The sequence below is a fragment of the Chryseobacterium cucumeris genome (assembly GCF_001593385.1).
GTDB classification, from domain to species: Bacteria; Bacteroidota; Bacteroidia; order Flavobacteriales; family Weeksellaceae; genus Chryseobacterium; species Chryseobacterium cucumeris.
In genome coordinates, this window is sequence record NZ_LUVZ01000023.1 from 173,878 (window position 1) to 197,067 (window position 23,190).

A 23,190-nucleotide genomic window follows, 5' to 3' on the forward strand; every position below is an offset into this window, starting at 1 on the left:
CGATATAATTCATGAAGAAGACACTACTTGCTGTAATTATGCTGTTGCCCTTAGCTGCATTGGCCCAAAGTATAACAGGGAAGATCACCCAAACCGGAAATGCTGTTCCCTACATTGAGGTGATTGCCGTAAAAGATCAGAAGCAGCAGACTGCTATTTCGGATGAAAACGGAAATTACTCTCTGAAACTTTTAGAAAACGGAAACTATACTATCAGACTTATCCAGGATGGTATTGAAATATCCCATAAAGATATTGCTATTAACGGACCAGTAAAACAGGACTTTTTTATTGAAAAAAAGAATGAAAAACAAATCGAAGGGGTTACGCTTACTGCCAGAAAAAAACTGATTGAGAGAAAAGCAGACAGATTGGTTTTCAATGTATCCAATTCTGTTGCCTCACAGGGGATGGATGCTGTGGATGCTCTTGCGACAACTCCTCTGGTTAAAGTAGATGATAACACCGGAGTTTCCATCGTTGGGAAAAGTGGGGTGGCAGTAATGATTAACGACAGAATTCTGAATTTGTCAGATGCTGAACTGGTTACCTATCTCAAAAGTCTCAGATCTGAAAATATAGAAAAAATTGAAGTCATCACAGCACCTCCTGCCAAATATGAAGCACAGGGAAACAGCGGATTGATCAATATTGTTTTAAAGAAAAATCAAAACCTGGGATGGAGTGGAAGCCTTACCAGCAGTCTTCAGCAGCAAACCTATACCGGGAATTCAAACAGTGTAACCGTAAATTATCAGAACGAAAAACTGCGTTCTTCCTTAAAGCTGAGACAGAATAAAAATGAAAAACATTCCTATGAAAACTATTGGATAGAAGGTGAAGATGGTCTTAAAAGTAACGATAACAGAAGAGATTTCGGGGATGGACTGGGGGCCAATTTAAGTTTGGATTATCAGTTAAGTAAAAAGTCCAATGTCGGATTTATTTATGATTTCGGATTCGGACATTCCAATATGGATATCAGAAATACTTCAAACTATTTCCAGAATGGGATTTATACCAATACACTACTCACCGATGCAGAGCACAGAGCTACAGGAAGACAACATACGGCCAGCGCGTATTATGATCTGAAATTCGGGAAACAGGATAATAAACTGAGTATCACAGGAAATTATTTTTCCAATACTCCGGAAACAATTATTGATTTTACTACAACAGAGAGTTCGGGAGACAGATTTGTGGTAAAATCGCCTTCTATGGTGGATTATAAAATTTATTCCGGGCAGGCGGATCTTACATTGCCTTATCAGTTTGCAAAGACAGAAGCTGGAGTGAAATTCACCAATTTTGATAATAACTCCAGTATATTTTATCAGAACTTAACGAACGGACAATATATTACAGATCCTTTGAAAAGCAATGAATTTGAATATAACGAAAAAAATTATGCAGTTTATATAAGTTTTGAAAAGTCATTCAACGAAAAATGGTCGGCAAAAGCAGGTTTACGTTACGAATATTCGGTGGTCAACGGAAATTCTTTAACTTCCGGACAGCAGACTGAAAATTCGTATGGGAAATTTTTTCCAACGGCCTATATCAGCTATAAAAGCAATGAAAACCATACTTTCAACCTGAATTATTCCAAAAGAATCAATAGACCGGGATTCCGAGCGATCAATCCCTACCGCTGGTACATCAATATCAATTCTTATTTTACCGGAAATCCTTTCCTGAAGCCCTCTATCAATCATAATTTTGAACTTTCCTACGTGTACAAAGGAAAATTATCGGCATCAGCTTATTTTCAGAGAACCGTGGAAGCATTTAGTCAGCTTGCCACCCTGAAAGGAGAAAACAGGGTGAGTACTTTTGAAAATTATTACAACCAGAACAGCATGGGAGTTTCCCTTAACTATTCAGATACTTTTTTCAAAAAATGGGAAGCGAATTACTCGGCCAATTATTCTTATATGAATACGGATGTTTTTGCAACCGATGCTCTTGCCAGAAAAGGGAATAGTTATGATTTCGATTTTCAGAATAATATATCACTCAATCAAAGTAAAACAATACAGCTGATTCTGAATTACTGGTTCCGTCTGCCTTCCAATTCCGGAAATTCCTATATGAAGTTTGCTGGAAATCTTACTTCAGGGATGAAGCTGAATCTTATGGAAAAGAACCTTCAGCTGAATATATTTGTTTCAGATATATTAAAGCAAGGCAAAAGTCTGGGAGAAATTTATTATACAACAGGAACACATTCTTACAATAATTACTACGACGCCAGAAGACTTACTTTATCAGCAACCTATACTTTTGGAAATAAAAAAGTAAAAGGAATGGATCGCAATGTAAGGTTTGATGAAAAGAACAGAGCCAATTAATACTCTGACTTTAAATTGTTTTTGATGCATGCCATTCTGAATGAAACGGAGTGGAATGAAGAATCTTTTATTTTATGAGGTTCTTCATTCGTCAGAAATCGAAGATTCGATATAGTCAATGACAAAACAGAAAATTTCTACACTTCTCCCTCAAAGAAATCATTGAGATAGTCCTCTTTGTCTTTTTCTTCCCGTCCGGAACCCAGATATTTTTTCCAGGACTGAGATTCATAATATACAATGCCCATTTCCCAGACACAGTAAGTTGGAAGATGGGTTTTGTTTCTTTCCCATACTTCAAATTTTCCGGAACCATCATAATATACGCTTTCCCACAATTCATTTTCACTGCGCCATGTGCAGACTAACAGGAGATAATTTTCTCCACAGCGATGCATGATGACGAATCCCAGATCATCGATGTTTTTAAAATTTTCTTCAGCATTTTCAATACACAATTGTGCATTATCAATGTCCTGCCGGGAAACTTCCGAAGGATCACTTGCGAGGTCATACCATTTGAATTTCGTCTTTCCAATGGTAAATATTCCTTTTGGCTGTGCGTATTTGGAAGGATAGGTATTGGTTCTCATATCAATTGCTTTCTGAGGTTGGGTGTAATGTCAGGATAAAAATCACAAATAAGAAATTTTTAACGATCTGATTTATCACCTGATATTATAGATTTTATTGATTCTAAATTACCGAAAAAATCCGTAAATTTGTAAACAATTTATATTTATATGTTGACGAAAGAAAAGGTTCAGGAATTCCTTAAAGAAATAGAAGTAGACGATTTGGTGAATAATCTTCAGATTATGGGTAACGATGTTTATATTGACATGACTGCTCATTCACCTGCAATGCACGAAAAGAAAAAACTGGAGGCTGCCATGAAACAGGCTTTTGCCAGTGAGTTTGGAGAAGACATTCATTTAAAACTTAAAATCGTTTCTCCGGAGCCTAGTGAAATTCAGCAAAGTCAGATCAAAGGAAAACAAATTCCGGGAATTCAAAATATTATCGCTATTGCTTCCGGTAAAGGAGGAGTAGGGAAGTCTACCGTTTCTGCAAATATGGCAGTAACGTTAGCCAAAATGGGCTTTAAAGTAGGATTATTGGATGCAGATATCTACGGTCCTTCAGTTCCTACCATGTTCGATACAGAGGGACAGAAACCAATTTCTGTAGAAGTGAATGGTAAAAATCTGATGAAGCCTATCGAAAATTATGGAGTTAAAATGCTTTCAATAGGATATTTCTCCGGCGCTAATCAGGCTGTAGTGTGGAGAGGTCCTATGGCTTCAAAAGCTTTGAACCAGATGATCAGAGATGCTGCATGGGGAGAGCTGGATTTCTTATTAATTGACCTTCCTCCAGGAACAGGGGATATTCACTTGTCAATTATCCAGGAAGTGCCTGTAACAGGAGCGGTCATCGTAAGTACACCTCAGCATGTTGCATTAGCAGATGTAAGAAAAGGAATTGCGATGTTCCAGATGGAAAGCATTAACATTCCGGTTCTTGGATTGATCGAAAATATGGCATATTTTACACCGGAAGAACTTCCTGACAATAAATATTATATCTTTGGAAACCAGGGAGCACAATATTTAGCGGAAGATCTTGGAATTCCTGTATTAGGAGAAATTCCATTGATCCAAAGCATCAGAGAAGCAGGAGACGTTGGAAGACCAGCTGCGCTTCAGGAAGGATCTAAAATTGCAGATATCTACACAGAAACTGCCAGAAAAATGGTAGAAAGTTTAGTGGAAAGAAATAAAAATCTTCCTCCTACTGAAGCTGTGAAGATTTCTACGATGGCAGGATGCTCGCCAAAAGCAAAATAATAATAATTTCAATAAAATTTGAAAAAACCGAATTGAACTGAAAAAATATGGAAACAAACATAACGCACGAAGATACCGTAACAAGAGTAATGGAAGCTCTGGAAAGCATCAGACCATTTTTGAATAAAGACGGAGGTGATATTGAGCTTATTGATGTGAAAGATAATCAGGTGTTTGTGAAACTTTTAGGTAACTGTTCCGGGTGTTCATTGAATTTTTCAACCTTAAAACTGGGTGTTGAAAATACAATCAAACAACATGCTCCGGAAATCGAAAAGGTAATCAACGTAGAGTAAAATATATCTGAGATATTTTTAAAAAGACAGGCTTTTTTAAGGCCTGTCTTTTTATTTGCATATTGAGTCCACTAAGCCTACCAAACCCGTCAGGTTTATGATGAAATTTTTCAGACTCAAAAAAAATGTTTTTATTGTTTTACAACTTTGTTTCCTACCCCTTCTATAGAAACATCCGGCTTTCCTGATTTTGTTCCGGAAGTCCGGTAGTAGACCATATTGCCGCCACCTTCCATGGAGATTTTATCCACTTTATCGATGTATACTTTATTACCTGTTCCTGAAACCGTAATTTTTTTAGCACTTCCTTTGACTGTTAATGTGTTGTCGCCACCTTCTACCTCAACAACGCCTCCATTGAGAGCGTAATTCAGCTTGTGGCCCACACCTTCTATATGTACCACCTTATCGCTTTCTGTTTTTTCTACTCCTTTTGTAGATTCTACTTTTCTTGATTGCGAAAATGCAGTAGCTGTTCCCAGCAGCAGGAAACAAAGAATTCCTGCAGTTTTAATATTTTTCATTGTGAATTGGGTTTTTGTTGAGGATAAATATAGATATAAAATGCTTTTTTCAAGAATTTTAAAAGTTAAATCATCATAAATAATCAGGTTGCTTCAGGAGACGGTTTTTGTAATAATTTCTTTAACTACCTTTAATACTTCAGTAGATTTTTCCCGGATGATTAATGCATTCTTTTTATTTTTGATCAGCTCAGTGAAGTTATTGTCTTCCATATTAATGTCTACGATAAAAGCTCCATACTTGAGTGCGGTTTCGGCAATGGCAATAGGAAGGCTCGTTGCTCCGGAAGTACCAACAATAAAAAGAACACCACTGTTTTTGGCAATTTTAAGTGCACTGAATTTTTTGTTCGTTTTTTCATCATAATATTCATCAAACCATAAAATATTCGGGCGCATCCAATGCCCGCAATGAGCACAGGTTAAAAATTCTTTATCTTTCGCGGTAAGATCTTCATCCAGATCTTTGCTTTGTATGTCCACAGGCAGATCCATAATTTCTTTACATCCGTTTGAGCATTTAATCTCCCGGTTATTCCCATGGATTTCATAGATTCTTTGGCTTCCGGAACGGCGGTGAAGGTTGTCAATATTTTGGGTAAGCAGATGAAATCTGTCCTGAAGTTGAGTTTCAATATCTGCCAATGCAAAATGACTTTCGTTGGGAGAAGCATTTTCAAACATTTTTTTTCTGAAAAGAGAATACTGCAGAACTTCTTCCGGATGCTGTCTGAAATAACGTAACGTTCCAAATTCTTCAGGCTTGTGAAACTGAGTTCCTTTTACCCAAATTCCATCTATTCCACGATAAGTAGGAATACCACTGTCTGATGAAATTCCTGCACCGGTAAGAAATGTAAAGAGATTTCGTTTTTCTTTATGCCAGACTTGTTGAATAATATTCTCTAATTGATTTTCCATTGTGTTATTAAAAGTTTAAAACTAATGAATTTTCCAGTAACAAAAAAGCCCCGGAATCTCCGAAGCTTTTTCAATCAACTAAATATTATATTTTATCTTACAATGACTCTTTTGATCTGTCCTTCCAAAGTTTTTACAAGATAAACTCCCGTAGAAAGGTTAGCAGTGCTTATGGTTAAAGCATTCTTTTCTTTCCCGATCAATTTTCCGGACATATCGTACAATTCATAATCCTGTTTTCTGTTAAAATAAAGAGTATTTCCTTTGTTGACAGGATTGGGGAATATAGTAAAGGTGGCCTGTTCGGTTTTTATTTCACCTGTTCCTAGTGTTGCAGGCGTGGCCACTTCATATATGGATAAAGTTCCGCTGATTTCGTTGGCGATAATCACATAACCTTTATTGGTTGTAGTGTTTTCAGGAGCGATGTAGATAATTCCTTCAGGACCATTATCACCTCCGTATGCTGAAGTAGAACGGGAATTTTTGTAGTCTGTAAACGTAGGGGTATTAGGATCTGTAATATTATAAACCATAACACCACCAGTTCTTTCTAAAGTAATGAAAGCATACGTCTGGTCATTGATTTTCCCTAATGCTACTCCTTCCGGTTCCGGACCTTTGGCACGGCTTCTGTTTTTAGTAGCGTTAGACTCATTATCCGCATTGAAAATCAAAGGATGATAAGCTGAAATATATCGTTCAAACTGATCTCCGCTGTCATATACAATCTGTTTAGTATCAGCATTGAAAATAGAGAATGAACGGGCCCCTAAAGCTGCCATTTCTTCAAACTCTGCATCTCCATCCATATTTCCTGTAGCAGATGAAATCCTGAATCTGCCGAGGTTATAGGAAGCTTTTAAAACATTGGCATTCGGAAACAATACAGGATCTAAAATATAAGTGCTTGCTCCCACAGTCGTTCTTTCGCTAAATCCTGAAAGATCCTTTTCATCACCTTCATTAGCGGTTACAATATAGTTGGTGTTTCCTACTTTGTAATTTTGTACTGCATCCGGTACATAATACGCTTTTACCGGCCAGTTGGCGATTAGAACCTCACCATTATTGTCTGAAGCATCAAATCCGTTACCCGGAAGACTCATGTCTTTTTTGCCCAATCCCCAGATACCTGTGATCGTTTTGGTAGCCAGGTTTATTTCAGCAATGGCATTATTTTCCTGAAGGGTTACCCATGCTTTCTGACTGTCGGCACTGATGGTTACATATTCAGGTTCCAGATCCTGAGAAAGGGTATTATTTGTTCTTACTTTTCTTAAACCGGTAGCGGTCAAAGCTGCTACCTGATTATCAAAACTATTAAAATTAAGTGTCGTTACATTACTTTGGGTAAGATTTCCAACACCTCCTGAAATGTCAATGATACTAATAGTTCCTTCAGGATCTACGGTATAAGCGTCATTAGGCTCTCCTTCGTTGGCAGTAACTACTTTTGTTCCGTCAGGGGAGAATGTTATCATATCCGGTAAAGCTCCTACAGTTACCTGCTTAAGGAAATTTCCATTGATGTCAAAAAATACCACAGATCCATTTTGCTGAGGATCAGTATTGGGAGAGGCGGCTGCAATAATTCCGTTTTTCACAGCGATACTTGTGATCCCACCGTAAGGAGCCATATTCACTGTTTTTATGACTGAGGGTATTGAAGGATTACTGAAATCAATAATATCAAAAACATCCGTAATGGAGCTGATCGTAAATAAACGTTGTGTTGACGGATCATGAACTACAATTTCTGTAGAGCTGCTATTATTTCCTGAAGGATCAAAACTTAGAAGATAATTCAGTTGGATCTGATGAGAAGGAACCGGAGCCGCTTTATCATTATCTACAATATAAACCGTTGCAGAATTGTCTCCTGAAATAGTTGCTCCAACAGGATTTTCAAGGCTTACCACAAAATATTCAGCCTGCTGTTCTGCCACTGTGTCATCAATAATCGGAATATTGACGGTATAACTCGTTGTAGATGGAGTGATATTAATAGTTTGATTAGTTAAAGTAAAATCATTACCGTCAGCTGTACTGAACGGTGCTGGCTTTACAACCAGATTCACTGTAGAGGTAGAAGGATTGGTAATATTGATTTTAAATGCAAGATTTCCTGAATTTTCATTGACTTTGATGAAATTCTTTTCTAAAGAAATTGCTGTTCCGGCAGTGGTAAAAGTACTGGAAGTAACGGCAGTAAGCCCATTATCATTGAAATCTTCTACCATATTGGGCTTGAGAGCCAGATAATAAGTCTGCCCTGGCACTAGTCCGGAAGTTGGGATTACAGTGATGGTATTGTTGCTGAAAGTTGTAGTGAACGGAACTTGTGTACCTGTAGCATTTCCAAGACGGAATTCAATAAGATTTTGTGCATTGGAATTGTTGAGTGCAGAATTATCAGTTAATCTTACATTTTCATTGAAAGATAGGGTTGGATTTACAGTTGTTGAAGCGTTATTGGTATTATGGGCAGGCAGGTAAGTGACTGTTGGTGGAGTAGTATCAACATTTCCTGCAGGAGTGGCGTCCACCGTAAAGTTGTCAAAACGATTGTTTCCTCCTGTTCCGCCTCCCGTTGCGGAAAATTCTACCTTTAATTTAAAGTTAGGGTTGTTGTTGGCTCCCTGTATAGTGGAAAAATCCAATGTAACCAATTGTGGATCGGCATCCTGAGGATTCACCGTCTGAAACTGCATAAAAGTAGTTCCGTCGGTGGAATAAGACCATGTCTGTGTTCCTGCTCCCTGACCGGATCTTCTGGTGGTGAACTTAACAACGATGTTATTATAGCCCGTTGTAGGAAGATTAAACTGTAAAGCCCCTCCAATCGGATTATTGAATCTTAAATGGGTTCCGGAAACATCACCGTTTCTTGCATTTAAATTTTGCAGACTAAAATTTTGTCCGGTACCTCCGGCAAAATCGATGACACTTGTTCCTCCTGCTATAGGTGCAAGAGAACCGTTCACCATCGTAGAAGCAGGGGTAGTAACTGTAGCTGCAGAAGTATTATCGTTAAAATTCCAGTAATGAATCAGTGTCTGTCCGAAAAGACCGCTCTGAAAGAAGAATGCGGCAATCACAGACCCTTTTAATAGGTAGTTGTTGATCATTTTTTATTTCAATTAGATAAATACAAAAATGAACTTTATACCTTGCAATTATTTTAATGGAACTTTAAGAAATGTTTAAAAAATAGGTTTATTTCCAATAAAAAATAAAAATTATGTGAATAAGAAACTTTATAGTGAAATTATTTTCCTGATTTTCCCGAAAAATTTAAAATCGTTCTTGATTTATTTCCTTCCAAAGGATGTTTCTGCATATAAAAATATCCTGAAACAGCAGTCACAAGCAAGAGTACAAAAATAACCAGAACAATTCTTTTTAACATGTCTCTCATAGCGCTAAATTTTTAATATCTCTAATTTCTAAAGTAGATGTAGGGTATCCTTTTTGTGTCACATTGATCATTGCTCTACCCACTTCGTGTAAAGTTAATGATTTTGACTGAAAAAAAATAGGAAAAATCCAAATAAAAGGTTTAAAAAACCACTTTACATTGGTTTGACCCTCAACAGGTTTCATGAATCCGGGACGGAAATTATAAGCTCCTCTGAAACCCATTCTTTTCAAATCATTTTCTGTTCTGCCTTTTACCCGTGCCCACATCAGTTTTCCACTCTCCGTACTGTCTGTACTTGCCCCGGATACGTAGTTGAACACCATTTCAGGATTTTGGTTCAAAACAGCTTTGGCAAAGTGAAGCGTTGTATCGTAAGTGATTTTGGTATATTCTTCTTCCTTCATGCCAACGCTGCTGATTCCGGCACAGAAAAAACAGGCATCATAACCTTTCAGTTTTTCATCATGAAGATCTATCGAAAGGAAGTCAGAGACAAGGTATTCTTTCAGCTTGGGATGTGTTTTACCGGAGGGTTTTCGGCTTATACTCAGGATTTCAGAAACATTTGGATTTTCAAGACATTCCATTAAAACACCTTCGCCTACCATTCCTGTTGCTCCTGTAAGAAGTATTTTGATTGGGTTCATTGCTTTGCTATTGATATGGGTATGACGGATGGGGATGGGGTTTTACTTTAAAATTTTAGATAAAAGATAAAAGATAAAAGATAAAAGATAAAAGATAAAAGATAAAAGATAAAAGATAAAAGATAAAAGATAAAAGATGTTGTCTTAAATGTCCGGATTCAATAATTCAATAGGGGTGGGCTTTAGCCCGCCTTAAAAAATGAGCTACCTTCTATTGGCTTTAGCCAAAACTTAATAATAGAAATTGCTTCGTCACATTGTTCCTCGCAATGACATGGAAATGTTTTTAAAATAGAAAGCCAGCTCAAAAATAGCTGGCTTTCAATCGTATTGTTTGTTGTTACTTTTTATGTTGCAGCTGACTGTAAATATTATGGATCAATCCGTCTGCTACGGAAATTTTTGGAACAAAAATTTTGTTGATATCAGACCACGACATCACATTGTTGAAGACGCCCAGGGCGTGTACCAGTACATCAGCACGGTCTTCTCTCAGGTTGTAGTTGGTCATTCTTTCTTCTACGGAAAGCTCATTGAATTCTTTGTAAACCTTTTTCAGATGAGACAAAGACATCGGTTTTCCGTCTTTGGTTTTACTCATAGAGAATACTTTGTTGATATTTCCTCCGGAACCGATAGCAACAATTGGTTTTTTGCTGACAATATTTTTTTTGATCTCATCCTTCATTTCTTTCCAGTTGTCCATAGTCACAAGATTATTGAGAAGACGGATCGTTCCGATATTGAAAGATTTTTCATAGACCATTTTACCATTTTCATAGAAGGTAAGCTCTGTAGAACCTCCACCAACGTCAATATATAGATAGGCAAATTCTTTATCAAGACCTTCTGCAACATGATTTTCATAAATCAGGGTAGCTTCCTCATCACCGGAAATAATTTCAATATTGATTCCTGATGTATCTTTTACCAGATTGATGATATCATTACCGTTGGCAGCATCACGCATGGCACTGGTAGCACAGGCCCTGTAATGATCTACTTTGTATATTTTCATCAGGTCACTAAAGATCTTCATGGAATCAATGACCATTTTCTCTCTCTCCGGACCAATTTTTCCGATGGTAAAAACATCCATTCCCAGTCTCAGAGGAATTCTGAGAAGGTTGAGCTTGATGAATTCAGGCTTTCTGTTGTTGATCTTTACTTCATTGATTAGAAGGCGGGCTGCATTACTCCCTATGTCTATCGCTGCTATCTTCATTTCTTGCTTGTTTTAGCTTTTAAATATTTATAGGTTTCTATTTGTGATCGGCATTCGTGTTTATCATTTCTTACGTATTCATTGCTCAGTTTTTTGTCTAAAATCCTTGCCTTTACGTTATCTTTAAGTTGGATGTCCAGAATGTCTTTTAATTCCTTCTTAAGGTTTTTATCAGTGATTTTAGCGGCTGCTTCAATTCTGTAATCCAGGTTTCTGGTCATCCAGTCTGCGGAAGAAATGTACATATCCTCGGCCCCTTTATTGTAAAAATACATGACTCTGGCATGTTCAAGATATTCGTCTACAATACTGATGGCTTTTATTTTTTCTCTGAATTCCTTTTGATTGACGGCACAATAGATCCCTCTTACGATCATTCTGGTCACCACTCCGGCTTTGGCAGCTTCATATATTTTTTCAATCAAAGCACGATCACTCATTGAGTTGACTTTAACGATGATTTCTGCTTTTCTTCCTGCCTTGGCCTCTTCGATTTCTTTATCAATATGGTGAACAATCTTTTCACGCATAAACTGAGGGCAAACTAATAAATTTTTACAAGTTTTCAAAATAGGAATAAAGTCATCTTTCGGTTTTTTCAATACATTGAATACTTTATTGATATCCGCCATGATGCCACGGTCAGCGGTCAACAGCAGGTGATCACCATATATTCTGGCTGTTTTTTCGTTGAAATTTCCGGTACTTACAAAGCCATACTGAATGGTTTTATTGTGGGCTCTCTTTTTGATGACACAAAGTTTGGCGTGTACTTTTTTATTAGGAATTCCTACAAGAACAGTAATTCCTTCAGGCTCCAGCATGTCTTTCCATTCCAGGTTGGATTCTTCATCAAATCTTGCCTGAAGCTCCAGCATCACAGTCACTTCTTTACCATTTCTGGCAGCGTAAATCAGAGCATTGATAATTTTTGAACTGCTTGCCAGACGGTAAGCTGTAATTTGTATGGATTTTACATCCGGATCCATAGCGGCTTCACGGAGAAGATCAATCACCGGATTGTACTTGTGATAAGGGAAGGTAAGGAGTACATCTTCTTTTAAAATTACGTCAGTCACCCTTCCCCCATGTTCAAATGCCTGATGCGTAAAAGAAGTTCTTTCTACAGGTCTTTCATACTTTTCAAAAACATCAGGGAAATCCATGAAATGTTTGAAATTATGAATTTTTCCTCCAGGGATGATGCTGTCTTTCTTCGTTAAGTTCAGTTTCCTGATCAAAAGTTCCAGCAAAGCTTTATCCATATCTTTATCAAAAACAAAACGGGTGGGCTTCCCTTTTCTTCTGTTTTTAAGACCTTTTTCTATTTTTTCTGCAAAGTTGGTTCTGATATCATTATCCAGATCCAGTTCTGCATCTTTTGTTACTTTGAATGCATTGGCTGCAAATTCATCATATCCGAAATAAGAGAAAATATGCGGAAGGTTAAAGGTAATCACATCTTCCAGTAACATGACATTTTTTTCTTCCGGATCTTCCGTTGGCAGCAATACGAATCTTCCCACAAAGCGGGATGGAATTTCAATAATGGCATAATTGCTGGAATACTGCCAGTCTTTTTTTCTCATAGCCACTCCCAGATAAAGACTTTTGTCTCTCAGATAAGGCATAGGAGTATTTTCATGAAGAAGAATCGGAATCACATTGGATTCTACCACTTCATCGAAATATTGTCTGACAAACTCTTTTTGGTTGGCTGTCAGGTTTTTGGCGTTTTTAATGAAAACTTTATGATCAGCCATTTCGGTCTGGATTTTTTTCCAGGTTTTATCGAAATTCAGCTGTTGTCTCATCACAACTTCATTGATTCTCTGAAGGATCTTGGATGGCGGCTGATAAAAAGATTCGGCAATCACTTTTTCCTTAAAATCCATGGCGCGCTTTAATCCGGCAACACGCACTCTGAAAAATTCATCTAAATTGTTGGAGAAAATTCCGAGGAAACGTATTCTTAAATGTAAGGGAACTTTTTCATCCATAGCTTCCTGCAAAACTCTTTCATTAAAGGCAAGCCAAGTAATATCTCGGGGATTAAAGTGTATTGACATTCTAAATGTGTATATTTTATCAAAAATAATCATTCGTACAGATTCTTCCTCTATTTCTTAGGTTAAACTTTGATTAATTTTTAAAGGTTTGGTGAGTTATTCTTTGTGATCCTCGATTTTCCTTATAAAGTAATTGGTTTTCAGTGGTTTTTGATATATTTATATCACGAACTATTTGCCATTAATCAGGATATATATTCATTGGAGAAAATGCTTTAAAGAATTATAAAAACTTGTAACCATGAAAAAAATTACGATTATACTTCTGCTACAGTTATTTGGTTGGGGATACAGTCAATATGTAGAGGTCTTGGAAAAAGGAAATTTGGAAAACCTGTCTCCTCAGAAATTTATGATTCCTTTACAGAATCAGGAAAACTATAAATCTGCTTTTTTAGGACGATATAAAGCTCATTATCCCGGTACCTACCTCGGACATTTGTTTACAGCTATTAGCGATGAAGCAAAGAATGCAGGGGCCAATGCCTATTATATTGTGAGTTTCAAAGAAGGAGATAAACAAAATGAGTCTGAACTGATATTGGATACTTATCATATCCGGGATTCTGATATCAAAGATCAAAGTCTGCTGATTGAAAAAAATAGAATTTATATTATTGGGGAACCCGTTTTAAATAGTGAAAATACGTCAAAGTTTAAAGTAAACGGAGCCAGAAAAGAAGTAAAAGACAATACATTTGCAACTGTAGTAATAAAGGAAAATGAAGAGGTTAAAATAGTAAAAGGAGGAATTACTGGAATGGCAGTATGGGTAAAATGGAAGCCGGAGCAGTTTAATAAATTCTACAGCTTTTCAGGCATCGGAATAGACGGTGCAGGTTTTGGAGCTAATGGAATGGGAGTTGGCATTAACACAGGAAGGATATATTCCGTAGATCCTGACCTTGGGTATTTTTTAATCCGGGTTTTAAAAGAAAGTGAATAGTATCTTTCACCTCATAGAGGAGAAGTTGACATATCTTCATACATAAAAAATGATTTTTTTTCCTGAATATAATTTCAAAACCTCGATTTTATCGGGGCTTTTATTTTTATTGTGTCATTTTGTCATAATTTTTTGAATGGTACAGATATTGAGAAATTGAGAGTGTAAATTAAATTAAAAATAGAAAAAATATAAAATATTATGAGTAAAATAATTGGAATTGACTTAGGAACAACCAACTCTTGTGTTGCTGTAATGGAGGGTAAAGACCCTGTTGTTATTCCTAACGCAGAAGGTAAGAGAACTACTCCTTCTATCGTAGCTTTTACGGAAGACGGAGAGAGAAAAGTAGGTGATCCTGCAAAAAGACAGGCTGTAACGAATCCAACAAAAACTGTTTACTCTATCAAAAGATTTATCGGAACCCACTTTAAAGATGATGCTTCTGAAATCACAAGAGTACCTTATAAAGTAGTTGCCGGACCAAACGATACAGTAAAAGTAAAAATCGACGATAGAGAATATACTCCACAGGAAATTTCTGCAATGACTCTTCAGAAAATGAAGAAGACTGCTGAAGATTATCTTGGACAGGAAGTAACAAGAGCGGTAATTACTGTTCCTGCATACTTCAACGATGCACAAAGACAAGCTACTAAAGAAGCAGGTGAAATTGCAGGTCTTAAAGTAGAAAGAATTATCAACGAGCCTACAGCTGCAGCGTTAGCGTATGGACTTGATAAAAACCATAAAGATCAGAAAATCGCAGTATATGACCTTGGGGGTGGTACTTTCGATATCTCTATCCTTGATTTGGGAGACGGTGTATTCGAAGTATTGTCTACAAACGGTGATACCCACTTGGGAGGTGATGACTTTGATGATGTGATCATCAACTGGATGGCTGACGAGTTCAAAGCTGAAGAAGGGGTAGACTTGAAAGCTGATGCCATTGCTCTTCAAAGATTGAAAGAAGCTGCTGAAAAAGCGAAAATTGAATTATCTTCTTCTCCTCAGACTGAAATCAACTTACCATATATCACAGCTACTGCTACAGGTCCTAAACACTTAGTGAAGACTTTAACAAAAGCTAAATTCGAGCAATTATCTGCTGATCTTGTAAGAAGATCTATGGAGCCTGTGGCTAAAGCATTAAAAGATGCTGGTTTATCCACTTCTGATATTGACGAAGTGATCCTGGTAGGTGGTTCTACAAGAATCCCAATCATCCAGGAAGAGGTAGAAAAATTCTTCGGTAAAAAACCATCTAAAGGAGTAAACCCGGATGAAGTTGTAGCTATTGGTGCAGCAATCCAGGGAGGTGTATTGACAGGTGATGTAAAAGATGTATTATTACTTGACGTTACTCCACTTTCTTTAGGTATCGAAACAATGGGTTCTGTATTCACAAAATTAATTGAAGCGAATACTACGATCCCAACTAAAAAATCTGAAGTATTCTCTACAGCTTCTGATAACCAGCCGGCTGTAAGCATCAGAGTAGGACAGGGGGAAAGACCAATGTTCAACGATAACAAAGAAATCGGTAGATTTGATCTTCAGGATATCCCACCAGCACCAAGAGGAGTTCCTCAAATTGAAGTAACATTCGATATTGATGCTAACGGTATTCTAAGTGTATCTGCTAAAGATAAAGGAACTGGTAAAGAGCAGTCTATTAAAATCCAGGCTTCTTCAGGTCTTTCTGACGAAGAAATCGAAAGAATGAAGAAGGAAGCTCAGGAAAACTCTGCAGCGGATGCTAAGAGAAAAGAAGAAGTTGAAATCTTCAACAAGGCTGATGGATTGATTTTCCAGACTGAAAAACAATTGAAAGAATTCGGTGAGAAACTTTCTGCTGACAAAAAAGCAGCAATCGAAGCAGCTCATGCAGAATTAAAAACAGCTTTTGAAGCTAAAAATGCTGATGACGTAAAAGCTAAAACTGAAGCGTTAGATGCAGCTTGGATGGCCGCTTCTGAAGAATTATATGCAGCAGGTCAACAGCCAGGTGCTGATGCAGCAGGTGCTCAGAATGCAGGTGGAAACGCCGGAGCTGAGGATGTACAGGATGCTGACTTCGAAGAAGTAAAATAATTATTGATTTAATAAATAATAAATAATTTAAACCCGCTTTAAACTTTAAAGCGGGTTTTTTATGCATCTATTTTTCCATTCATCTTTTTGTACCCTTTCTAATATTTATATTATTTATAACTCTTCAGAAGATTTCTTAGTTTGAATTAGATTATTATTTTACCGAATAGCAATTAAAAAGATGTAGATAAAAAGCAATATGGTTTAAGAAAAATATATGATATATAAAATATGTTTCCTATTTAATTAATTTAATGCTATTTTCTAAAAATATTTTTATTTTAGCATGTAATGAAATACTTTCAACACATATTTCAATTTTTATTTACAGTTGGGTTTCTTTTCTCATCTGGACTCCTGTTTTCCCAAGATCTTAAATATAAAGAGTATGATTCAATTCTTTTGAATACGCCTAAAGAAATGGGGAAAAAAAATATTCCCAGAGAAAAAATTATTCTTTGGAATAAGGAGATGTTAGAAAAAATGAAAAAAGAAAATTATGTGAGAGGAATAATTTGGGCTCATATCAATATTGCCAATCAATGCTGGAATTTAGGAAATGGAGAAGAAAGTATAAAAAATCTGAATGCAGCAGAGAGCATATTACATAAAAACGAAAGCGAGATTGATTTTTTTACAATTGCTAAGCTCTATCAGGAATATTCACAGGCCTATTATGTCATGAAGCTGTATGATACAGGTCTGAAGTATAATTCTAAAGGGGGATATTACGGAAATAAAATTGAAGATAAGGATAGAAGGGGTAAATTTTTATCTTACGTGTATACTACAAGAGCAAATTTTCTTTATGAAAAAAAAGATCTGGATTCTGCGCTCTATTATTTAAAACAATCCTCTCTATTGTATGAAAGCTTAAGCACGACCTCTCAAATTGCTAATCATTATATTGAATATCAACCCAGCCAAAATTCTGCTAAAGCCTATCTTGGTCAGGGAATGGATATAATAAGCAAAAAAAAACATGACCCTAATGATTATCAGATATCTGTCTTTTATTACTATTATGCACAATATTTTTTTAAAGAAAAAAATTATGAAAAAGCAATCGTATTTTTAGATAAAGCTCTTGAATACAATAAAAAATTAAAAACGATTGAGCATACTAAAAATATATACAAGCTTTTAATATCATGTTATAAAAATTCGGGTAATTTAGAAAAGGAGAAACAATATCTGGAGTATTATATAAAATTAAAAGACAGCCTGGAAAACTCACAAGCCAAAGGTGTAGAGTTATCTATAAAAACAATAGAAAAAGAAAAAACAGAAGAAAATAAAACACTCAAAAAAAAGATATTTATTTATAGCAGTATTATAATTTTTTTAATTTTGTTGGTATTGGCTTATTTATATTATCAGAATCATAAAAAAAAGAAAGTAATCTTAGAAAGCAAAGAAATAATTTCCAGAAAAGAAGATGAAACCAAAGTATTGGAGAGAAGAATTTCAGGAGTACATGAAGATTTAATTCAATTGGCTAAAAATAATGATATTAGTTTTTTGGAAAAGTTTCATGAAGTTTATCCTAATGTTTCTCAAAAGCTGTTGGCAATCAATCCGGATTTAACTAAGGATAATCTGGCATTCTGTGCTTTAATCTGGTTAGGATTCTCTTCCAAAGACATTGCTGAGTTTACTTTTATGCAACACAGATCTGTACAGATAAAGAAAAGCAGATTGAGAAAAAAACTCAACCTCGGATCAGATGTGAATCTTTATCAATTCCTTAAGTCTCTGGTAGATAATTAACGAAATTTTATATCTGTTTTACATATTTTGTAATCAGTAATTCTTAAATCATCTCAATAAAAAAACTTTGTTAATCATTAACCTCGGGTATTAATTAAAAGGATTAGTTAATAAAGTTAAAATCTGATATTTATTTTATTGATTCAGGAAAATAAAAAAGGCCTCTTGAAGTTTCCTCCAAAAGACCTTTATAGTAATTATTAAATCTTTTTTTTTATTAATTATCTTTAACAAAAGCTGTCGCAGATATTGAGCCTACACCCCAGTTGAAGTTTTGTCCTGAAGCTGCCCACATATTAAACCTAACTGGATGATTTGTACTTTCAACATATCCATTTAAAGTGTACGTTATTATAACAGGAGAAGCGCTGGTATTGTTATAGGTTTCAGAATATTTTCCAACGGTAGAAACCATTTGAGAACCATTACTGCCTTCAGGAATAGTATATTTTCTTGAGCCTGCTGGCTCTTCTCCGCCGTTTCTGATAAAGCGTACACCATAATAGCCTAATTCATTTGAAGCTGTATTTGTGGTGCCGACCGGAACATTATAATCCACAACAATTTTAGCTGTGCTATTGGCAGGAACTGTAACGGAAACAGACAATCCCAGATCTAGATCATTTATAATAACACCATTTCCCGTTGCTAGCTGATCTACCGGAAAGGTTGCTGTATCAGTAAAAACCCCTAAAAGCTGATAATCAGTTGTCTGAGGAGCTAATTTACTCCAGCTAGGAGCTGTAGAAGTTCCAGAATTATAATAAACCCCCTCTCCATAAGGAGCTAATCCTGTGTTGGAATTATAAACCATAAGCGCTTTTGCAGGAGAAGCAATTGTAGATCCATCCGTCATAGATGTTAATGATACCCTGGGCAGTAAAAAACCTCTATTGGTTGCATTGAGCTCAAGTAATGCTGAATTATCAGGAGCACTGGTGCCTACACCAACATTTCCACCCACTGGATTGAGTACTAAAGGAAGACCTGCAGCTGAACTTTTATTCTGGCTTGAAATATATGATCCATAAGGAGAGTTTGCATAGGTTCCGAAATCCAAAGCATGGTTTGTGCTCCCGTCAACCCGAAACGTGGCATTGGTAGTTGCTGTACCCAGTGCAGAAGGCTGGGCATTGCTCCCAGCTACCACCATTTTATTAGTGGGAGTTATTGTTCCGACTCCGACATTTCCAGCTGGAGTGATTGTCATTTTTTGGGTATTGTTGGTAGTAAATCTCAGATCATTAGCTGTAGTGGTTCCTACAGATACTACACCTCCTCCGATATAGGATTTAAAATTAACGCTACCATTAGTGTGATTCAAACCGAAGCTATTATCAGGAGTACTGATGGTAAGTTTGGTATCAGGAGTAGTGGTACCTATTCCTACACGGCCATTGGCTGCATCCACAGATAAGGTATTTCCATCTACGGAAAATGCATTGGTTTGCGTCCCTGTGAATGCCAAGGTATTGGCTCCCTGGGTTACCGTTCTATTTCCCGTAAGGGTGCCATCAGTGTTATAAATATTGACAGAAGAACCTCCTCCGGAACTACCATCAATAGACTTCCAGGATGAATTGCTGAAAATAAATTCCTGTGCTTTACCATTAGGAACAGTAACGCCATTCAAAATAGCCCCAAATCCACCTGTGGTATTATTGTAGACAACAAGGCGCTGACCTGCATTAGGAGCAACAGGCGCTGTAACAGCTACGTTTGTAGTAGCTGCTCCTGTAAGCTGTACCAAACTTACATTAGCTGGGATCGTAACGGCATTACCTGTGACAGCCAATGGCGTTTCACGGTTGGTAATTGCTCCGTTCACATCCAATGTGGTGCCGGGATTGATAACACCCAGCCCCAGATTGCCATTGGAAGTTGTCACCAGGTCATCTTTAGCCTGAGCAGCAGTAGGTATCCCGGTTGTTGGATTATTTTTTAATCCATCAATATTAAATACTCCCTGAGGATTGGTTGTATTAATTCCGACCTGTGATTTAACCACCATAGAGAATGTGGTGAGCAAGCCTGCTAGTAATATTTTTTTTTTCATAAGTATAAAAATTAAGATTAGAACAAATTAATATCTCCTTGTTTAAAACTCTATCATATCTAAAATGTATCCATACTGATTAACATCTGCTATCAGATCCATTTTTTTTGCTTCTCTGTTTTTATTTCGATGGTTAAAACAAAATAAAATCATGCTTTATGGTATTGCTTTTTCTTTAGGTTTAAACTTGTTTCATAATATTCATAAAATATTTATTATTTTTAGCAAAATAAATCTTATTTGAGCTATTTGTGTGTTTTTGATATACACCATATATACATCATGCATGCATTATTTGAGTGTAATACTTGTATTTTGTACTTTTAATTGTCATTATTATGTGAAATAATTAACCTTTTATACATTTTCTCTTTTTGATTTAAACTTTGGAATTGTTGCTGCATATTAACATTCTTTAGTCCTTTTTAAAGGTTTTTATGTTTCGGTTTAAAAAATATTTGTGATTGTAAAGGGATAAAAATTCTAAAAAGTCTGAATGTGATTACTGCACATTGTAATTGTAAAAATACAAACCAGGATGAGTAAGTCTCAGAATACTAATAATCATCCCGGCTTAATAATATTATTGACATATCTCTTTTATTAACACCAGAGATTAATATGTAATAAAGGTTTTCTTATTAATAGCCTCCGACAGGCTCAGGGTGGCAACCAAAATTTTTAAGCGTTATCAGGCTGAGCCCGTCGAAGCTATTATTAAAGTTGTTTAAACTTTACAAAACTACAAAAGTCACAAAATGTTTCATTTAAAAATACCTTTGAGACTGTGGGAAAGCTCACATAAGGTGATATTTAGGCTTCGCTCAATAGGCAAAGATTTTCACCAAGCTTAAATGGACTTATTATACATAAAGTTTGAATCTAAAAAAATTGAGAGTCTAAACTTTTGTGTCTTTTGTAGTTAAAAATAATAATATAAGAGTTTAAACGGCTTCATTACTAAAAGGGACAGGTCGATAAATCAAATACTCTTCAAAATATTTTTTGAAGAGTATTTGATTCCGGATATGTTCCGGATGATTTCATTATTGTTCCGGCTATGGAACCGGTGAAGCTGTTGCTGCTCCGACGCTGCTGCCTCCAAGGTTATAACCGCCATCACTCAAAATAGTCATTTGTTCGTTGGAAATGATCAACAACCTGACTCCCCAAACAAATGAACTTCCTGATGTACTACTTGCATTAGGAACATCTGCATAAATTCTCCATGTTCCGTTCTGCTGAAAGGTATATATATCTGGTACCTGAAAATCAAAACTGGTAGATCCATTACCTTTAAAGCCAGCAGTGGTGCTGCCGTGATTGTTGGTGTCAAACCCCACCACAATAGCAGTATATGAAGAAACAGGTATTTTTGTATCAAAATTAGAGATGAAATCTCCATTCGGGTTTGTAAAGGTATAATATTTAAAATACATTTTTGAAACAGGGCCTATTTTACCCCAGTTTGGTGCTGCGCTTGTTCCTCCGTTATAGTAAATTCCTTCTCCCTGAGACGACATGGCTGCATTGTTGTTATATACCATAAGTCCTTTTGCGGGTGCGGGAACAGTACTGGCATCTGATGTGGATGAAAGGGATACTCTTGGAAGTAAAAGCCCTTTATTGGCAGCATTAAGATCCAGCAAAGCCGAATTATCAGGAGTATTAACTCCTACCCCGACATTTCCTGCAGGAGTAATGGTCATTTTTGTATTGTTATTGGACATCAGGTTCAGATTATTTGAAGTGGTGGTCCCCAGATAACCTGCTCCTCCTCCGATATATGTTTTTAAATTCACTGTCCCATTGGTATGATTTAATCCAAAGCTGTTATCTCCTGTACTGATGGTAAGTTTAGTGTCGGGTGTGACGGTACCTATACCTACATCTCCTGCTGGAGTAATAGTCATTTTTTGAGTGTTATTCGTTGTGAATCTCAGATCATTAGCAGTAGTGGTTCCCACGGAGGCTACTCCTCCTCCGATATATGTTTTTAAGTTCACTGTCCCATTGGTATGATTCAATCCAAAGCTATTATCAGGCGTACTGATGGTAAGTTTGGTATCAGGTGTTATGGTACCAAGACCTACACGATCATTGGCAGCATCTATAGATAGGGTACTTCCATCTACAGAAAATGCATTCGTCTGTGTTCCTGTAAATGCTAAGGTATTGGCTCCCTGTGTAACGGTACGGTTTGCTGTAAGGGTACCATCCGTATTGTAAAGATTAGCAGCAGTTGAATTTGTTGGGTTATGTAGCTTTGTCCATATGGTACCATTATAATAATAATAGCCAACGGTATCAATATTTAAAGCAGTACCCGTAGCAGTACCTGTAGCAATACTGTTTACATAGATAAGGGTTGATACCGGAACTCCGGTCATGCTCTGAGCTTTTTGTCTGTCTACCCTGGGAATAAGCAGTCCTTCTACTGTTGTACTAGTACCTGTGCTGTTTTTAGCTGTCACATCAAGGGTTGCGGTGGGAGTTGTGGTATTAATCCCCACCTGTGATTTTACCAATGAAAAAGTAGCAAGCATCCCCACTACAAATAAATTTTTTTTCATAATATATGTTAATTAATTATCTCTTATATCAACAATTATAATAGCAACGAAGATATTACTGAACTATCTACATGTTTTACTTATTATTGATTTTGCAAAGGTAATGTTTGGTGAAGTTTGTAAAGCGTATTATATACTTACCATAGATACAACATGGGTATATCATAGGTACATCATTTGCGTGTTTTTATTGAAAAAATAAGTGATAAGAGGAAAAATTATTAATAAATTAAACCTCTATGTAGTGAATTAAAAAGGAGGATGCTATCTTTACTTTTTGTCTTGGTTGCTTTTTATCAGCTTACTAAAAGAGGTTGAAAATGAAGATTGGTTTATCATTATAATTTCAAATCACGGTTTATGGTGGAGAAATGAATGTGTTATTGATTTACATTAATAAAGAGACAGATAATATGTTGATTCTGTACGGAATTTTTT

16 protein-coding genes are annotated in these 23,190 nt (G+C 36.3%); 6 read left to right on the forward strand and 10 right to left on the reverse strand.

Going from position 1 to position 23,190, the window contains the following annotated elements; translation table 11 throughout:
• The first annotated feature begins 11 nt into the window (after positions 1-11).
• Complete coding sequence (locus tag A1704_RS13225; protein WP_062674102.1) at positions 12-2,354, forward strand: outer membrane beta-barrel family protein; 2,343 nt, start codon at positions 12-14, stop codon at positions 2,352-2,354.
• 137 nt (positions 2,355-2,491) lie between these two features.
• Here A1704_RS13225 and A1704_RS13230 read toward each other — a convergent pair whose 3' ends face one another.
• Positions 2,492-2,947 carry a hypothetical protein gene (locus A1704_RS13230; protein ID WP_062674104.1) on the reverse strand — a complete coding sequence of 152 codons (456 nt, stop codon included), beginning with the start codon at positions 2,945-2,947 and terminating at the stop codon, positions 2,492-2,494.
• Between the two features lie 150 nt (positions 2,948-3,097).
• Here A1704_RS13230 and A1704_RS13235 point away from each other — a divergent pair, with 150 nt between their 5' ends.
• Together A1704_RS13235 and A1704_RS13240 are read left to right on the forward strand one after the other, a co-directional pair.
• Positions 3,098-4,204: an Mrp/NBP35 family ATP-binding protein gene (locus tag A1704_RS13235; protein WP_062674106.1), complete on the forward strand. Its 1,107-nt coding sequence runs from the start codon at positions 3,098-3,100 to the stop codon at positions 4,202-4,204.
• Positions 4,205-4,251: 47 nt separating this feature from the next.
• Positions 4,252-4,500, forward strand: coding sequence for a NifU family protein (locus tag A1704_RS13240; RefSeq protein WP_002977212.1), 249 nt, complete (start codon positions 4,252-4,254; stop codon positions 4,498-4,500).
• A gap of 131 nt (positions 4,501-4,631) precedes the next feature.
• On the opposite strand, the gene A1704_RS13245 is transcribed toward A1704_RS13240, so the two are convergent.
• The 7 genes from A1704_RS13245 to ppk1 all read right to left on the reverse strand — a co-directional run bounded on the left by A1704_RS13245 (position 4,632) and on the right by ppk1 (position 13,310).
• Positions 4,632-5,024: a DUF3060 domain-containing protein gene (locus A1704_RS13245; RefSeq protein WP_062674108.1), complete on the reverse strand. Its 393-nt coding sequence runs from the start codon at positions 5,022-5,024 to the stop codon at positions 4,632-4,634.
• 93 nt (positions 5,025-5,117) lie between these two features.
• Complete coding sequence (locus A1704_RS13250) at positions 5,118-5,945, reverse strand: SIR2 family NAD-dependent protein deacylase (protein WP_062674111.1); 828 nt, start codon at positions 5,943-5,945, stop codon at positions 5,118-5,120.
• Between the two features lie 92 nt (positions 5,946-6,037).
• Positions 6,038-9,076 carry a choice-of-anchor I family protein gene (locus tag A1704_RS13255; protein WP_062674113.1) on the reverse strand — a complete coding sequence of 1,013 codons (3,039 nt, stop codon included), beginning with the start codon at positions 9,074-9,076 and terminating at the stop codon, positions 6,038-6,040.
• Between the two features lie 140 nt (positions 9,077-9,216).
• On the reverse strand, positions 9,217-9,366 hold the full coding sequence (locus A1704_RS24490) for a hypothetical protein (RefSeq protein ID WP_157885769.1): 150 nt from the start codon (positions 9,364-9,366) through the stop codon (positions 9,217-9,219).
• Complete coding sequence (locus tag A1704_RS13260; protein WP_062674115.1) at positions 9,363-10,016, reverse strand: NAD-dependent epimerase/dehydratase family protein; 654 nt, start codon at positions 10,014-10,016, stop codon at positions 9,363-9,365. The genes A1704_RS24490 and A1704_RS13260 overlap by 4 nt, the downstream gene beginning before the upstream one ends.
• 340 nt (positions 10,017-10,356) lie before the next feature.
• Positions 10,357-11,241 (reverse strand): Ppx/GppA phosphatase family protein, encoded by an 885-nt coding sequence (locus A1704_RS13265; RefSeq protein ID WP_062674117.1) that lies wholly within the window; start codon positions 11,239-11,241, stop codon positions 10,357-10,359.
• On the reverse strand, positions 11,238-13,310 hold the full coding sequence (gene ppk1 / locus A1704_RS13270; RefSeq protein ID WP_062674120.1) for a polyphosphate kinase 1: 2,073 nt from the start codon (positions 13,308-13,310) through the stop codon (positions 11,238-11,240). The genes A1704_RS13265 and ppk1 overlap by 4 nt, the downstream gene beginning before the upstream one ends.
• A gap of 241 nt (positions 13,311-13,551) precedes the next feature.
• Between ppk1 and A1704_RS13275 the strand changes: the two genes are divergently transcribed.
• The 3 genes from A1704_RS13275 to A1704_RS13285 all read left to right on the forward strand — a co-directional run bounded on the left by A1704_RS13275 (position 13,552) and on the right by A1704_RS13285 (position 18,123).
• Positions 13,552-14,256 carry a hypothetical protein gene (locus tag A1704_RS13275; protein ID WP_062674122.1) on the forward strand — a complete coding sequence of 235 codons (705 nt, stop codon included), beginning with the start codon at positions 13,552-13,554 and terminating at the stop codon, positions 14,254-14,256.
• A 201-nt stretch (positions 14,257-14,457) separates the two neighbouring features.
• Positions 14,458-16,353: a molecular chaperone DnaK gene (dnaK, locus tag A1704_RS13280; RefSeq protein ID WP_062674123.1), complete on the forward strand. Its 1,896-nt coding sequence runs from the start codon at positions 14,458-14,460 to the stop codon at positions 16,351-16,353.
• Positions 16,354-16,836: 483 nt separating this feature from the next.
• The gene (locus tag A1704_RS13285; protein ID WP_157885770.1) at positions 16,837-18,123 is read left to right on the forward strand and encodes a helix-turn-helix transcriptional regulator; all 1,287 of its coding nucleotides are present in this window, start codon (positions 16,837-16,839) and stop codon (positions 18,121-18,123) included.
• Between the two features lie 217 nt (positions 18,124-18,340).
• On the opposite strand, the gene A1704_RS13290 is transcribed toward A1704_RS13285, so the two are convergent.
• On the reverse strand, positions 18,341-20,179 hold the full coding sequence (locus A1704_RS13290) for a hypothetical protein (RefSeq protein ID WP_062674127.1): 1,839 nt from the start codon (positions 20,177-20,179) through the stop codon (positions 18,341-18,343).
• Positions 20,180-21,237: 1,058 nt separating this feature from the next.
• Positions 21,238-22,752, reverse strand: coding sequence for a hypothetical protein (locus A1704_RS13295; RefSeq protein ID WP_062674128.1), 1,515 nt, complete (start codon positions 22,750-22,752; stop codon positions 21,238-21,240).
• Positions 22,753-23,190: the final 438 nt, after the last annotated feature.